14 protein-coding genes and 1 riboswitch are annotated in these 15287 nt (G+C 42.9%); of the genes, 4 read left to right on the top strand and 10 right to left on the bottom strand.

What is annotated here, in order from left to right; genetic code table 11:
* Positions 1–56 precede the first annotated feature (56 nt).
* The 3 genes from aceB to N780_RS19615 all read left to right on the top strand — a co-directional run bounded on the left by aceB (position 57) and on the right by N780_RS19615 (position 3228).
* Complete coding sequence (gene aceB / locus N780_RS17350) at positions 57–1649, top strand: malate synthase A (RefSeq protein WP_438942513.1); 1593 nt, start codon at positions 57–59, stop codon at positions 1647–1649.
* Positions 1650–1663: 14 nt separating this feature from the next.
* The gene (gene aceA, locus N780_RS17345; protein ID WP_036787025.1) at positions 1664–2941 is read left to right on the top strand and encodes an isocitrate lyase; all 1278 of its coding nucleotides are present in this window, start codon (positions 1664–1666) and stop codon (positions 2939–2941) included.
* Between the two features lie 128 nt (positions 2942–3069).
* Positions 3070–3228 carry a DUF1540 domain-containing protein gene (locus tag N780_RS19615; RefSeq protein ID WP_084599722.1) on the top strand — a complete coding sequence of 53 codons (159 nt, stop codon included), beginning with the start codon at positions 3070–3072 and terminating at the stop codon, positions 3226–3228.
* Positions 3229–3615: 387 nt separating this feature from the next.
* On the opposite strand, the gene N780_RS17340 is transcribed toward N780_RS19615, so the two are convergent.
* The 8 genes from N780_RS17340 to N780_RS17305 form a co-directional block, all read right to left on the bottom strand.
* Positions 3616–3984, bottom strand: a complete 369-nt coding sequence (locus N780_RS17340) for a hypothetical protein (RefSeq protein WP_036787023.1) — start codon at positions 3982–3984, stop codon at positions 3616–3618.
* 81 nt (positions 3985–4065) lie between these two features.
* Positions 4066–4917, bottom strand: a complete 852-nt coding sequence (locus tag N780_RS17335) for a DegV family protein (RefSeq protein WP_036787020.1) — start codon at positions 4915–4917, stop codon at positions 4066–4068.
* A 461-nt stretch (positions 4918–5378) separates the two neighbouring features.
* Complete coding sequence (locus N780_RS17330) at positions 5379–6317, bottom strand: nucleoside hydrolase (protein WP_036787018.1); 939 nt, start codon at positions 6315–6317, stop codon at positions 5379–5381.
* A gap of 74 nt (positions 6318–6391) precedes the next feature.
* Positions 6392–6492, bottom strand: a riboswitch (purine riboswitch).
* A gap of 136 nt (positions 6493–6628) precedes the next feature.
* Positions 6629–8053, bottom strand: a complete 1425-nt coding sequence (locus N780_RS17325; protein ID WP_052115150.1) for a PTS transporter subunit EIIC — start codon at positions 8051–8053, stop codon at positions 6629–6631.
* 20 nt (positions 8054–8073) lie between these two features.
* Entirely contained in the window at positions 8074–8961 is an 888-nt protein-coding gene (gene murQ / locus N780_RS17320; protein WP_036787015.1) for an N-acetylmuramic acid 6-phosphate etherase, read from the bottom strand.
* Positions 8958–9824, bottom strand: coding sequence for a MurR/RpiR family transcriptional regulator (locus N780_RS17315; RefSeq protein WP_036787010.1), 867 nt, complete (start codon positions 9822–9824; stop codon positions 8958–8960). Before N780_RS17315 ends, murQ begins: the two co-directional genes overlap by 4 nt.
* Positions 9825–10141: 317 nt before the next feature.
* On the bottom strand, positions 10142–10495 hold the full coding sequence (locus N780_RS17310) for a DUF488 domain-containing protein (protein ID WP_036787007.1): 354 nt from the start codon (positions 10493–10495) through the stop codon (positions 10142–10144).
* 92 nt (positions 10496–10587) lie between these two features.
* Positions 10588–12519, bottom strand: a complete 1932-nt coding sequence (locus tag N780_RS17305) for a fructose-1,6-bisphosphatase (protein WP_036787006.1) — start codon at positions 12517–12519, stop codon at positions 10588–10590.
* A gap of 228 nt (positions 12520–12747) precedes the next feature.
* On the opposite strand from N780_RS17305, the gene N780_RS20375 reads away from it, so the two are divergent.
* Positions 12748–13089: a TIGR04104 family putative zinc finger protein gene (locus N780_RS20375; RefSeq protein WP_084599720.1), complete on the top strand. Its 342-nt coding sequence runs from the start codon at positions 12748–12750 to the stop codon at positions 13087–13089.
* A 90-nt stretch (positions 13090–13179) separates the two neighbouring features.
* Here N780_RS20375 and N780_RS17295 read toward each other — a convergent pair whose 3' ends face one another.
* Positions 13180–14394: a Bcr/CflA family efflux MFS transporter gene (locus N780_RS17295; RefSeq protein WP_036787112.1), complete on the bottom strand. Its 1215-nt coding sequence runs from the start codon at positions 14392–14394 to the stop codon at positions 13180–13182.
* Positions 14395–14806: 412 nt separating this feature from the next.
* Positions 14807–15286 carry a Pycsar system effector family protein gene (locus N780_RS17290; RefSeq protein ID WP_036787000.1) on the bottom strand — a complete coding sequence of 160 codons (480 nt, stop codon included), beginning with the start codon at positions 15284–15286 and terminating at the stop codon, positions 14807–14809.
* Position 15287: the final 1 nt, after the last annotated feature.

Raw genomic sequence — 15287 nt, 5'->3', positions numbered from 1 at the left:
CCTGTTTTATATCAGTAATTAGGCTATTTTCATCCTATAAAAAAGGTGGCGTTTACGTGGAAATGAAAACGAATAACTGGGTGGTGGAAGGAGACGTTTCTCCTTCCTTCGCTGAAGTTTTGACCCCAGATGCTTTAGCTTTCTTAGAACAGCTTCATCATCGCTTTAACACGAGAAGATTGGAGTTGTTAACAGAGCGGAAAAAGCTTCAACAACAATTAGACCAAGGAGCGAAACCATCTTTCCTTAAAGATTCTGCCTCTATCAGAGAAACAGAGTGGCGCATCGCTCCCCTCCCTCATGATTTGCAGGATCGTCGAGTTGAAATAACAGGACCAGTTGATCGAAAAATGGTCATTAACGGACTGAATTCTGGTGCCAAGGTCTTTATGGCGGATTTTGAAGATGCCAATTCGCCAACTTGGGCCAATACAATACAAGGACAAATTAACTTAAGAGACGCCATTCGAGGAACGATCTCTTTCCAAAATGACAAAGGCAAAGTCTATGAATTAAAAGAAGACACGGCCACACTAATGGTTCGCCCAAGAGGCTGGCATCTTGAAGAGAAGAATATGACCTTAAATGGTGAAGCCGCTTCAGCTAGCTTAGTCGATTTTGGACTTTATTTCTTTCATAATGCGAAGCAGCTCATAGAGAAGGGTTCTGGACCTTACTTTTACTTGCCGAAACTTGAGAACCATCTAGAAGCAAGACTTTGGAATGATGTCTTCTTATTTTCGCAAAAGGCATTAAATATTCCGGCCGGAACCATTAAGGCAACCGTCTTATTAGAAACGATTCTGGCCGCCTTTGAAATGGATGAAATTCTGTATGAACTGAAAGAGCATTCGGCTGGTTTGAACTGCGGAAGATGGGACTACATTTTTAGTTATCTGAAGAAATTTCGAAATGACCCAGCCGTTATCCTCCCTGACCGCTCTGAAGTGACGATGACGAGTCCGTTTATGAGAGCCTACTCTCTCCTAACGATCCAGACTTGCCACAGAAGAGGTGCGCCAGCGATTGGAGGAATGGCAGCCCAAATTCCAGTTAAGAACGACGACCTGCGAAACAAGGAAGCTTTTGAAAAAGTGAGAGCTGATAAACAAAGAGAAGTAACGGACGGCCATGATGGTACATGGGTAGCTCACCCCGCGATGGTGAAAACCGCTATGGATGTCTTTAACGAGCACATGCGAACACCGAATCAAATCAACCGATTAATTACGGATCTCGAGATTACAGAAGAGGACTTACTCGAAATACCTGAAGGAACGATAACAGAAGCAGGCGTGCGAACGAATATTAACGTCGGTATTCAATACTTGGCATCTTGGCTAGACGGCCGAGGCGCAGCACCCATTCATAACCTGATGGAAGACGCTGCAACTGCAGAGATTTCCCGTGCTCAGGTGTGGCAGTGGATTCGTCACCCTAAAGGAATTTTAGACGACGGAAGAAAGGTCACGTTTCAATTAGTGGAGCAATGGAAGCAGGAAGAATTACTAGCTATTCAACAAGAGGTTGGACCAGAAGCTTTTAAGAACGGTTCGTATAAGCTGGCCGAAACCTTATTTGAGACATTTATACGTGATGACGATTTTGCGGAGTTCTTAACACTTCAAGCTTATAAACACTTATCTTAAGGGGGATTTCGGAGATGACAAACGAACGTATAGAAAAACTATTGAAAGATTGGAAAGATGAAAGCCGCTACCGTCATGTGACACGTCCATATGAAGCTGAGGACGTCATTAAGTTAAGAGGGTCAATGGATATTGAGTACACGCTCGCTGATCAAGGGGCGAAGAAACTTTGGCGTCTATTACATGAAGAAAACTACGTTCACGCACTAGGTGCTCTGACTGGTAATCAAGCGATGCAGCAAGTGAAAGCTGGACTGAAGGCCATCTATCTGAGCGGTTGGCAAGTGGCCGCGGATGCGAATCTATCCGGCCATATGTACCCAGATCAGAGCCTTTATCCGGCCAATAGTGTGCCTCAAGTGGTGAAGCGCATTAACCAGGCGCTTCAACGAGCGGATCAAATTCATCATATGGAAGGCAACCATGATATTGACTGGTTCGCTCCGATTGTGGCAGATGCAGAAGCGGGCTTTGGAGGCCAGCTCAATGTATTTGAACTCATGAAAGGCATGATTGAAGCTGGTGCCTCAGCTGTTCATTTCGAAGATCAGCTTTCTTCTGAGAAGAAATGCGGGCATCTAGGCGGAAAAGTATTGCTCCCTACTCAGACAGCTGTCAGGAACTTAATTTCAGCACGCTTTGCCGCAGATGTGATGGGGGTTCCGACGGTCATTATCGCCCGCACAGACGCTAATGCCGCCGACTTAATAACAAGCGATATCGACCCAGCCGATGCACCTTTCCTTACGGGTGAACGAACAGCTGAAGGATTTTATAAGACACGTGCCGGCCTCGATCAAGCCATTGCACGCGGACTTTCCTATGCGCCTTATGCTGATTTAGTATGGTGTGAAACCTCTGAACCTAATCTAGAAGAAGCGAAGCAATTTGCAGAAGCTATTCATGAAAAGTATCCTGGTAAAATACTTGCTTACAACTGCTCCCCTTCTTTCAACTGGAAGAAGAAATTAAGTGATGAAACGATCGCTCACTTTCAACAAGAGCTAAGCAAAATGGGCTACAAGTTCCAATTCGTCACACTAGCCGGTTTCCACGCCCTCAATCACAGCATGTTCGAGCTATCAAGACAATACAAAGAGAGAGGTATGGAAGCATACTCTGAACTGCAGGAAGCTGAATTCGCGAGCGAGAAAGACGGCTACTCCGCAACGCGCCACCAGCGTGAAGTGGGCACAGGGTATTTTGATGAAGTGGCTCAGGTGATTTCTGGGGGGACGTCTTCTACTGTGGCATTAAAAGGGTCTACGGAGGAAGAACAGTTCAAAAATTAGAACATAAATGTAAAGCAATTTTCTATACCAAAAGCCTCCCTTACTTAAGGAAGGCTTTTTTAAGTACATATATTAACACGTGTAAAAGCATCTTTATGAAGAAAACTACGGTTTAGGAGGTGATTGAATTGGCTTTAGACGTACTATGTGAAGTGAAGAACTGTGTCCATAATGAAGGTGGAGAAAAATGTGGTGCAACCTCCATTTTCATCATTAGTGAAACCGGCAAAACCGCTTCTTCTCAACAAGAAACGGATTGCAAAACTTTTGAACCGATAGAAGCATAATTAAGCACCCGGGCCATGGGGACAGGTCCATCGTCCCTCTTTGACATTTCGCTAGACTAAATCTTAAAAAGGTAAGAGATCAAGGCAATCGATGACATTTTGCTAGTGTTTTGGTCTCAAACAGTCAGAAACAAGCCCCATCTGGGACGTTTTCTTTGATTATAGGAGACAAAACGTAAGGGAAACACTTGATCTATTACCTTTCGACCTCCCCACACCTAAAAAAGGTCACACAAGCCTTAAACAAAATAGATCCCTCTCTTGTTAAGGAACTCTGTAACGCAATAAACCCTTACTTGATCAAACATTTAATCAAGTAAGGGTTTTTGTAATAAGGCACTACAGGACAAGGAGCAAAGCCCCCCCTCTTCCTAGAAGCTTGAAAAGTTATATAACAGTCAGCCATTCAAGTATGATTATGATTAGAAAAATGAGAAGTTGAGGAATTACAGCTTTGATTAATTCTTGGTGTTTAATGAAAGAAACGATAAAAACTGATAGTACATTCAAACAAAGAATTCCTAATGGTATAAAGGCTGCAATACCCGTTAAGACAACTAAATTGTAAAAAGTTAAAACTTCTACTACACCCACAGCCAATAGAATCATCCCACCTTGTAAGGACATGACTCTAAAAGATCCTATTAACAGAGGGCTAGCCTTTAATGTCTTTAATTCATCCACCTGCATTTTTTCGCCATAAATGACATGAACTATACTCATCATAATAAGGATCACACCTACGACCAGCTTCATCACAACTCCCCCAAGCATTTAAAAAAGAGGATCGTCTCTTCTTGGTATATACACCGTCGTGTTTATGACGTCTCCCTCATACTATTTCTCTAACCCTGCTACTCCAAATCCCCCGGGTCCTGAATGAGTCGAAATCATACCGCCCGCTTGGATCCATCTTATATTCTGGAAGCCGTTTTCTTTAGCCACCTCATCCATCCGCTCTTTGATCTTTTCATCAAGTCCTACAGAGTAGATAAAATAAAGCTGCTCTCGATCGATGTTGAATTCCTTTAAATAATCCCTTAAGAGCTTTTCAGTAGCTCCACTCATCTTCCCGCGATACTTCTTTGTAGACATAAGCTTTCCATCCTTCAACTCTATGCATGGCTTTATCTTCAAAAGGGTTCCAATCAAAGAAGCCATATTGCTGACTCGTCCTCCCGCTTTAAGAAACTCAAGACTGCCTGGTATGAAAGCGAGCCTTGATTTAGGAACAATTGTCTCTATTCTTTCAACTAACTGTTCCGCTTCAATGTCAGGTTCTTTCTCTAAAACGTTAGCGGCATACATTACAATCGCAGCTAAACCTCCCGTAACGTTCAAGGCATCAATGAGATAAATGTCTTCAAATTCTTCCGCAGCAATGACCGCATTTTGGAAAGAGGAAGACGCTTTTGAAGTATAACCAACATGCACAATGATGCAATCCGGATATTCCTCTCTTATACGATTAAAGAACTCTTGGTATTCATGAGCATTTGTTGAGGTCGTAGAGGGGATCTTCTTCGTGCGTTCGTAATAGTCGTAAATATCCTGGACCGGCAGATGACCGTCTAAATAATCGTTGCCATCCATTATGATATGCATGGGAACGACTTGAACATTGTACTTTTCAGCTAAATCCCCTGGTAAGTCGGCACCACTTTCGGTTGATAAGATGATCCTTCTCATTCTTTGTCCCCCTTGGAGTTAAGTACTGGTTCACTTTTCCTACGTTATGTATTTATTATACATGAGATAACCCAATCCGTGGGCCAGGGGTGTGGGCCATAGGGACAGGTACATCGTCCCTCTCTGACATTACGCTAGATTTAAAGCTTAAAAAGGTAAGAGATCAAGGTAATCGATGACATTTTGCTAATGTTTTGGTCTCAAACAGTCACAGACATGCCCCTTCTGTGACGTTTTCTTTGATCACACGAATCAAAACGTAAGAGAAACACGTGATCTATGACCTTTTAACCTCTCCACACCTCCAAAAGGTCGCAGAAGCCTTAAACAGAATAAATCCCTCCTGTTAAAGACCTCCTTAACGCAAAAAACCCTTACTTGATCAAACGTTTGATCAAGTAAGGGTTTTATAAATGACACTATGGAACAAGAAGCACAGCACCTCTCTTCCTGCTTTTTAATTAACCTTGTCTTGATAACTCTGTCACGTAATCAAAGAACGAATCACGGTTCACTTCATACACAAGATTCACCTCGCGGCCGTCCTCAGACAACTCCGTTCTTCCCTGGCTCACCCCAGAGTCGTGGACGATGCTCTTCACCGTTTTTTTCTTCACGAGCCCTTCATTGCCGACCGTCGCTGTCGTCAACACGTCCCACAAAAAGTAAGTTGAGTTTGTCTGATTATGGACAAGCGGTGGAACCATCGCATAGCACTGACCGAGAAAATCAATTCCCAGATCTTCACGCTGTGATGCCCAGTTTTGACGAACGTCTAGCGTCAACGGAACCATGTTCGTGCTCTCGAGAGCGACCAAGTCGATAACGATCGAGCTGTCCCAGACGCGCTTCGCCGCTTCAGGATCCCAGAAAGCGTTCCATTCCGCTGTTCCATCGTGCTCGGGTTCTTCAACGTTTCCAACCTCAAGGAAGGTCCCGCCCATCCAGATGAGCTTCTCGATCTTATCTTCAATATCCGGTGCTTTAGTCAGTGCGCGGGCAAGATCCGTAAGCGGTCCGATAAATACAAGCGTCGTCGGGTCATCCGTTTTACGGAGCGTCTCGATCAAATGCTCGTGAGACGGAACTGAGGCAAGCGGTGCATCAATGCTCCCTTTTTCATTCAAAAGCGGCAGCGCGTCCACATAGAACGCATGCATGCGCCAGTCCTTCGGAAACGCGTTGACCCCGCGCGAGTTCGATGCCGCGACCTCGACCGACTTCCCATGTCCGAACCGGTCGATGATCTTACGGCTCGCATAAGCAGCAGGCTCCAAATAGCAATCGGCAGGAATAACGCCCACCCCTGTCAGGTTCACATCATCCATCTGTAATAAAAGGAAAAGCGACACAAGATCATCGACTCCACCATCATGGTTTAAATATACATTCTTCATCATCGATCTCCACCTCTCGTTTGTATGCACGATAAAAAAAAGACCTCTTTCCCATAATAAAAAAGGAAAGAGGTCGCCCCGCGCGATTCTCTCCTTATAGTCCAGCTTTCTCGGCAGCTGGGTAGAAACGTGTGGGCCATCTTTCCACATATATATAAGGAATGCTGATTTAGTTGCCTTCATTCTAGCATAGGGGGTAACTGGAGGCAACACAATTCGACAAAAAGCGCGCGGGGGAAGGAGGATAAAGATCATAGTTCTATCCAGACAAAAAAATGACCTCACCTAATCAGGCAAGATCATTTTTTATCTCATTATGCTGCTTTTTCTTGATTATAAAGCTTGTTGACCATTTCTTTCTTAAATCCGAATAGATAGGTTAGCCCGAAGCCACCGATGTAAGAAATCAACAATCCAATAATGTAAGTTACATACTTCCCGTCAGATATAAGAGGGAGTAACGCTACACCAGATGGACCCACAGTTATAGCTCCAATATTCGTAAGGGCTAAAAATGCTCCGCCAAAGCCTGCTCCGAGACAAGCTGTCAGGAATGGACGCCCAAGTGGTAGGGATACACCGTAAATGAGTGGCTCCCCTATCCCAAGAACTCCTACAGGCAAGGCATTTGCAATGGTTTTGCGTAAGCGTTCATCTTTTGTCTTAAGATAGATGGCTACAGCCGCTCCGACTTGTCCACCACCAGCCATAGCTAGAACCGGAAGCAATGTAGTTGCGCCGATACTTTCTATTAATTCAAGATGCACGGGGATTAATCCCTGGTGTAAGCCAAGAGTAACAAGTGGCAAGAAGGTCGCTGCTAGTACAAAGCCACCAACAACTCCACCTACTTCAAGCATAACGTCTACCAAGAACCATGTAATACCACTCATGACAAATCCTGCGATTGGCTGAATAACAGCAACAGTAATTAAGGAACCAACCAGAATCGTTATGAGAGGCGTAACAAGTAAATCGAGACTATCATGGATGCGTCTTCTAATAAACAATTCTATTTTTACGAAAATATAAGCTGAAATGATAACACCTAGTAGACCACCTAGTCCGGTACTAACCTTTAAATCTAGTCCTAATAATTGCAACGTGCCAATATCACTTAAGACTGGGGCATAAATAATGAGACCAGCTATCCCGCCAAGAACGAGGGTACCCCGAAACTCTCTAGCTGTATTAATACCCACAAATATTCCTAAGCTTCCGAATAGTAATCCACCAATTGATTGTAATAGAATGTACCAATCAGATTCTAGAATAGCAGGGTTTAAGACTCCTGCTTCAGGATTGGCGAGGTTCAAAATTAAATTGGCTATACCTAAAATGAGTCCAGAAGCAACAAAACCAGGGATAAGCGGAATAAAGATATTACCGATGTGACGAAGTACTTGCTGCACTTTCGTCGTTTGCTTCGCCTTGTACGAAGCCTTTGTATCCGATGCTACATCAAATTCATCTTGATCGACTTCTCCGCCATCAATCCCTGTTAAATCACCAAACTCATACGCAACTTTGGTTACCTTACCTGGGCCAAGCACAATCTGGATGGTCTCATCTTCCACAACACCCATGACTCCATCCAACTGTTTAAGCTGTTCGGTGTTGATGCGGGAATGATCTTTCGCATTCACACGTAGTCTGGTTATACAATTTGCAAAACTAGTAACATTGTCTTTTCCGCCTAAATGCTCAAGTATTTTACCGGCAAGCTCACGATTGTTCATATCCTTCCCCTACCTTTCTATTAGTTGATTGCGTGGCGCACAAACCCTTTTGCAGCTTCTAAGCTAGCTTCTGCCTCAACTTTATCGCATTGCTTCTCGATCATCACAATCGCGACTTTCGGCTTGCTGCCGGAGCGTTTCAAGTATTCCTCGGCTGTTTCATAAGGGACCCCTGTTGCTAATGCGATGATGTTCTTCGCACGCTCTACTAATTTATGATTGGTTAATTGCACATCTACCATGAGGTTGCCGTACACCTTGCCGATGCCGACCATTGCCCCCGTTGAAATCATATTCACTACTAACTTCTGGGCAGTTCCTGACTTCAATCGAGTCGACCCCGTAATCACCTCAGGCCCGACCATCACTTCAATAGAAACATCTGCATATTGACTAATTTCTGCACCTTTATTACAACTAACAGCTACTGAATGAGCACCGATGGCTTTTGCATAAGCAAGCCCCCCTTTTACATAAGGAGTTCTGCCACTTGCTGCTAATCCAACTACCGTATCGTTTTCAGTCAAACCAAGCTCCTTTAAATCTTCTGCAGCAAGTTCGTCGTTATCCTCCGCTCCTTCTACAGCTTTCATAATGGCGCGTTCACCACCAGCAATTAATCCCCGTACTTTTTCAAAGCTTGTCCCAAAGGTTGGTGGACATTCCACTGCATCTAGAATACCTAGACGCCCACTAGTTCCAGCCCCTATATAGATAAGGCGACCTCCTGACTGAAAGGAGTTCACCACAAGGTTAACGGCCTGTTCAATAGAGCTTATTTCTTGTTCAACAGCTTGAGGGACTTTATGGTCTTCTTCGTTCATTACTTTCAAGAAATCGTGGGTATTCATATCATCTAAATTCATCGTGTGTTGGTTACGTGTCTCTGTGGTAAGATTCTGTATCAAGAGTTTCTTCCTCCTTTTTCACCGCTCTGTTGGATGATTTCATGGGTTCTTCTTAAATGGAGTAGCGCCTCATCATATTCTTCATGGGCACAGGCGGTATATAAAATATCAATGACATTAAGCGTTGCCATCCTCGATGTCATAGCAGCACTACGAAACTCGTCTTCCTTCGCCGCTACAAACAACACCGCATCTGCCAATGAACTAATCGCCGTGTCAGCGTACTTCGTAATCGCAATGACCTTTGCTCCTTGACTTTTAGCTACTTTAATACAGTCAATGACCTGCTTCGTTTCACCTGAGTAGGAGATGGCTACTGCTACATCGTTCGCTCTCAGATTCACAGCCGATACCCGCTGCATGTGAAAGTCACTATAGGCTGTACACACCTTGTTTATGCGCATAAATTTTTGCACGGCGTCTGAGGCAATGAGATAACTAGAGCCTACTCCGTATAAATCAATTTTTTCTGCGTCGACCAGGAGTCGGTATGCTTTGGTCAGCTCTTCTTTATCAAGTAGCTGTAAGCTCTCATACAACGATTGAACATTGTTGTTTGTAATAACCGACATGATATTTTCAAGAGAAGCTCCTGGTTCTAATGGCTCTTTCTCTAAATCATGTAAGCTAATGATCGACAAATCACCGGCTAATTTCAGCTTAAAATCCTTAAATCCTTCGTATCCGATCGACTTACAATACCTCAGCACAGCTGCAGGACTCGAATAACAATTAGCTGCAACTTGCTGAACCGACATCGATACAATTTCTTCAGGATGTTGTAATATGTACTGGGCTACGACTTTCTCTGTTTGCTTTACCGCTCCAATGGACTCTCTGACTCTATATAAAACTCCATTCAAAATGCTACACCTCAATTGAGATCAGATTGTTTAAGCGCTTACATAAAGTATAACGCTATTGAAATATTAAATCGATAATATCACAATTTCTGAAATAAAATTTCAGATTTAGAAATAACATGAAGCGCGGGGACGGTTTTAACGCTTCCTATTCGTAACGGGATGCAGGAAAAGCTTGTACGCGTAAACGGTTTTAATTACAAGGGTCAAAAAGAACAAAAAGAGGGACCTCAACAGGTTGTTCACCTATTGAGATCCCTCTTTTATAACTCCTATTGTTGAACGTTTAGTAGAAGAGCAAGATCCGTCCGCTTCCTTTACTTCTCGATCATTTCTTTCAAAACTACTGCGTGATTATGCTCTTTATCTTTAGCACCGAACAGTAAAACGACCCTACTATCAGAGGCTATTTCCTTTAGCTCATTCAACTTATGGCTCGCCTCGGAATTCTCATTGATCTCTCTCTGATAGGATTCTTTAAATGTTTGGAACTTATCAGGATCATGATTAAACCATTTGCGTAAAGAAGAACTAGGCGCGATCTCTTTGATCCATTCATCTAAATGTGCCGCTTCTTTAGATATCCCTCTCGGCCATACTCGATCTATGAGCACCCGGTGGCCACCTAAGATTTCGTCTTCTTCATAGATCCTTCTCAATACTACAGACATGCCCATCACCTCAGCTTTAAGTTTTGAGAATACATTATGATCGTCTACTACCTATTTCCCCTTCCCCATGGCACTAGCAAACCTTAAGAACATTAACTCATATAACGATACTCCAAAAGACTCTTTAAAATCGAAATTTCCTGCTGTAATTCTTCCCCAACATTCGTTTCGAGCACCTTCTTCCGCTCTAGTTCTTTATCAACTAACCTTCTTACAGACAATACATCTGTCCCATTTTCTAAGACATCTTCTTTGGAGGTGAACTGTTTATGAGCAACAATCTGCATACCGTATGAATTGAAAAGTAAGGTATAACCGGCGATCCCTGTCGTGGACTGATAAGCCTTTGAGAACCCACCATCAATGACAATCATTTTCCCATCTGCCTTCACAGGATTTTCCCCTTCAATTTCCTTAACAGGGGTATGTCCATTAATGATATGGCCTTGATCAGGGTCTAATCCGAAGTCTGTTAAGATGTCGCGGCAAACTTCTTGCTTCTCACGTAAATAGTAGTAAGGATTTTTGATCTCTTTATGGGTTTGTTTGTCCTTAATAAAGTACCTTTCAAAGGTGGTCATTTCTTTTTTACCGAAGAGGGAAGAATATTTCCCAGCCCACAAATACCATATGATATCGGTTGCCAGGTCATCTGTTTCTTCAACATGGGCGAAAGCATGCCTGACATACCCCTCAAAGACATCTAATAACTCTCGACCCGCATAGGTTTTATCCCCGATTTTCATTCCGACCATATTCCCTTTTTCATCTAACGGAATGCAGCCGTGAATGAGTAAATTGCCGTTATACTTCAAATACAGACTGCCTTTTTTCATGAGGAAGTTCATATGTCTTGCCAACTTTTCTGAATGCTGGACAGAAAACAGAAGCTTATCGATCACTTCGATCTCTTCCTCTAACAACGCTGCAGGCTGTTTTGGATCAACGGTTGCAAAACACGTATTCTCGAGAGGGTACGTTTGGCCACGGAGCGTAATTTCATCAGAATCATAATCAACCTTCTCAAGTAAAAGCCTGTCTTCCATTTGAAAATCTGGTCGTCTCTTAATAATCGGGCTTTCTAGTTTAAATTGAATGATCGCAATGGCTTGATGGATTTTTGTAATTTGGATTTGTTCAAAATTAGACATGTCTTCATCATGTTGTAGTTTAGGTCTAAAAGCCGGATTATCTTCGTAATATTTCTCTGCAAGATTAACAAGAGGCCTAAGATTGATGCCGTACGCGTCCTCAATAATATCCAGGTTCGCGTATCGGGCACAAATACGAATGATGTTAGCAAGGCACACCTTTGACCCAGCAAAAGCACCAATCCACAGTACATCGTGGTTTCCCCACTGAATATCAACGGAATGATTATCAATGAGTGTATCCATAATCTTATCCGGCTCAGGACCGCGATCATAGATATCCCCCACTACATGAAGGTGGTCAACAACAAGTCTTTGAACCGTATACGCAAGGCCAACGATCAACTTCTCCGCTTGTCCAAGAGAAATAATCTGTTGAACCATTTTCGTATAGTATTGTTCCTTATTGAAATGATCCCCCGTTTTATACAACAACTCTTCAATAATAAAGGCAAATTGCTTTGGTAATGCATTATGTAATTTCGTACGTGTGTACTTGGAGGAAACGTAGGGGAGCAGGCGAATCATATAGTCGATGATTTCGGTGTACCATTGATTTAACTCTTGTGCATTGTTCATACGAACCTTGATTAACTTCACTTTATCTTCCGGATAATAGACTAATGAGGAGAATTCATTGATTTCTTGATCCGATAACTCATCCCCGAACATATCCATGATCTTTTCTTTCACCTTCCCAGCACCATTTCGTAACACATGCTGAAAGGCGTGGTATTCCCCGTGCAAGTCACTAACAAAATGCTCTGTCCCCTTTGGTAGATGTAAAATCGCTTCACGGTTTGTGATCGCTGTTACTATTTCTTCCTCGCTATCATACCGTTGCGCTAATAAATCTAATAGTTTCGAATCCAAATTACCCAATCCCCCTTCAGTCCTGTTCTATTTCGATCAATCACCAAAAATTCCGTTAATTGATTCTATTATAAACCAGGATTCATGTTTCCTGATAGATTCTATAGTTACAGTTTCAATCACTTATAAGTGCGGGGATGGTCTAGCGCTTTCTATTTACCAGAGAACAACCGCTTCCTAGCGAATGTAAAGGAACAAGACCTTGAAACTTATTCCATATTCAATCGTATGTATAGTGAGAAAGAAAATTTCGATAAGGAGTACATGTATATGCCGATATGTAATAATTGCGGAAATAAATGGTCATGGAGCACTTCCCTAAAGATGGGATTCCAATTTCAAAGAGGGGTTACTTGTAAATTCTGTGGTGAAAAGCAGTACCAAACTCAAGCTAGTATGTGGAAGACTTCCCTTTATAGCATGATCCCTATATTACTATTACCCGTTGTTATCTTACTGAATTTGTCGGTCTTGCTATCTCTCACTATTTTCCTTATACCACAATTAATTGTTATCGCAATGTATCCTTATACACTTGAGTTATCCACTGAGCAAGAGCCTCTTTGGTAAGCTTAATGAACGTGAAGCGCGGGGACGGTTCTAGTGCTCCCTATTTACAAAAGCCCCGCTTCATCCAACCGGACGAGCAGAGCTTTCATGTTATCCCGCGTATGCTTTTCGTGCGTCTTTCTTCGTCAACGTTAAGAACAACGTAGCACCGATCGATGCCGTCGTAAATAGAATAGCTCCCATTGGGACAGCCGTCGTCTCATCAAGACCGACCAGTGGCGAAACAACCGCGCCAAACAATAGTGGCAGCATGCCGAGCACAGCACTGGCACTCCCTGCTCGGTGGCCTTGATGCTCCATTGCTAAAGTGAACGTACTGGTCAACACCATCCCCATCGCTGTCATATAGATGAAGATCGGCACGACAATGGAATACAGTGGTCCTTCGAGAATCGTCATCACTAATAGAACCCCCGTCGCACTAACCGCAATCAGTACAGCACTTCTTAGCAAGCTTCTCTCGTGAAAAATGCCGCCAAGACGGCCGACTAGAAAACTACCCGTAATAATCGCAAGGCCGTTCACTCCAAACAAGAAACTGAACGCCTGAGGAGATACGTCATAGATTCCCTGATAAACAAATGGCGTTCCAGAAACGTAAGCGAAACTCCCGCCGTGGACAAACCCGATCGTTAAGGCGTATCCGATGAAAGATCGGTCCTTCACCAGACGACCAATGGTCCGAACCGATTCCTTCACGGAGCTCGGGATCCTGTTTTCTACCGGAAGCGTCTCAGGTAATTTGCCTACTACGGTGAACACGATGGCGAACCCTACGATACTTAGGAAGAGGAAGATCGTCTCCCATGTGGCGAACGGTAACAGCAAAATCGCCCCACCTGTGATCGGGGCAATCATCGGAGCCGTCGCATTGATCACCATCAGTAAGGCGAAGAACTTCGTCAATTCCCTTCCTGTAAATACGTCTCGTACGACCGCCTTGGAAAGGACGACACCAGCAGAAGCCGTAAACCCTTGGATAAAACGAGCGATGACGAGTACATAGATATTCGGCGCAAGCGCACAAGCAAAGGACGCCACCGCGAAGAGGGATAGGAAGATGATTAACGGTTTCTTTCTCCCTTTGGAATCACTGATGGGGCCAACGACAATTTGACCGACAGCTAGTCCGATCAGACAGGTCGTTAAGCTGAGCTGCACGAGTGACGCACTCGTTTCTAAATCGGATGCAATCCCCGGAAAGCTGGGGAGATACATATCGATGTTGAGTGGTCCTAGTATTCCAAGCATTCCTAGTAAAAACGCTAGCCCTATTCTTTCTTTCCCTGTTGGATTATGTAAAATGATGAACACCTTCTTCTTCTGGTTGTTGAACTATGAGTTTAACTTCATTCATTCTGGAAGTCTACCCCTGGGCTTTTCTATCAATCAGAAAGTAATCTTTAGTAGAAAAGACAACGTGCCTGCCCCCACTACGCTAACGCAGAGGGACAGGCACCAAGGTAAATTCAATAAATCATAGCATGATATTCTATGGGCTTTTGTAGAAGCGCGGGGACGGTTCGAGTGCTTCCTATTTACAAAAGCGACTCCAACTTGTAACTAAAAAATCCAACATAAGTCTAATAGTAAAAAAAAGAGAGTTCTCATATTGTTAGAACTTTAGAGGAAGCACAGGAACCGTCCCCGTGCTTCCGCCGGAAAACTTGTTTTCAAGATAACAGTAAATATTTATAAAATCTCTTTTAATAAAATACTAGCAATTTAATACTAACCATAACACTCCAGAAACCACTAGGCCAGATAAACCAATAAAAGTTATAATAAATGCTTGGCGTAAAACATTATATTTACTTGTTGCTGTCTTAGCAAGAAAATAGTTTTGTTCTATTAGCTTTTGTAACAGGTTCTTCTCGTGGATTTCTATTACTTCATTAACATAAGCATCCTTTTCCCATGAACTAACATTCCCCCAAAATATTAAACCTTTTTCATTTTTGTTAGAAGTTCTAGGGAGGATTACCCTCGCCGCAAAAATAACCCCCAATATTAATAAGCCACATGATATTAAAGTTGATATATATACTGGCATTAATGAAATATTACCTATATTAGTAAATAGAACCCTAATAATAAGACCATTAATTGTGACAATGGCAAGAGACTTAGCATCAGCAAATTTTATATAATCACTGATGTAAGTATTATGATGTTTTGCAAAATCAACCTTATCCATT

It is taken from the genome of Pontibacillus chungwhensis BH030062 (assembly GCF_000770675.1).
Taxonomy (GTDB): Bacteria; Bacillota; Bacilli; order Bacillales; family BH030062; genus Pontibacillus; species Pontibacillus chungwhensis.
The sequence above is the reverse complement of the archived record's forward strand: the minus strand, read 5'-3'. Positions and strand labels throughout refer to the sequence as shown.

Coding starts and splice junctions, on each gene's coding strand:
- aceA (WP_036787025.1), top strand. CDS start 1,664: ATGACAAACGAACGTATAGAAAAACTATTGAAAGATTGGAAAGATGAA.
- N780_RS17340 (WP_036787023.1), bottom strand. CDS start 3,984: ATGAAGCTGGTCGTAGGTGTGATCCTTATTATGATGAGTATAGTTCAT.
- N780_RS17335 (WP_036787020.1), bottom strand. CDS start 4,917: ATGAGAAGGATCATCTTATCAACCGAAAGTGGTGCCGACTTACCAGGG.
- N780_RS17330 (WP_036787018.1), bottom strand. CDS start 6,317: ATGATGAAGAATGTATATTTAAACCATGATGGTGGAGTCGATGATCTT.
- N780_RS17325 (WP_052115150.1), bottom strand. CDS start 8,053: ATGAACAATCGTGAGCTTGCCGGTAAAATACTTGAGCATTTAGGCGGA.
- N780_RS17310 (WP_036787007.1), bottom strand. CDS start 10,495: ATGTCTGTAGTATTGAGAAGGATCTATGAAGAAGACGAAATCTTAGGT.
- N780_RS20375 (WP_084599720.1), top strand. CDS start 12,748: ATGTATAGTGAGAAAGAAAATTTCGATAAGGAGTACATGTATATGCCG.
- N780_RS17290 (WP_036787000.1), bottom strand. CDS start 15,286: ATGGATAAGGTTGATTTTGCAAAACATCATAATACTTACATCAGTGAT.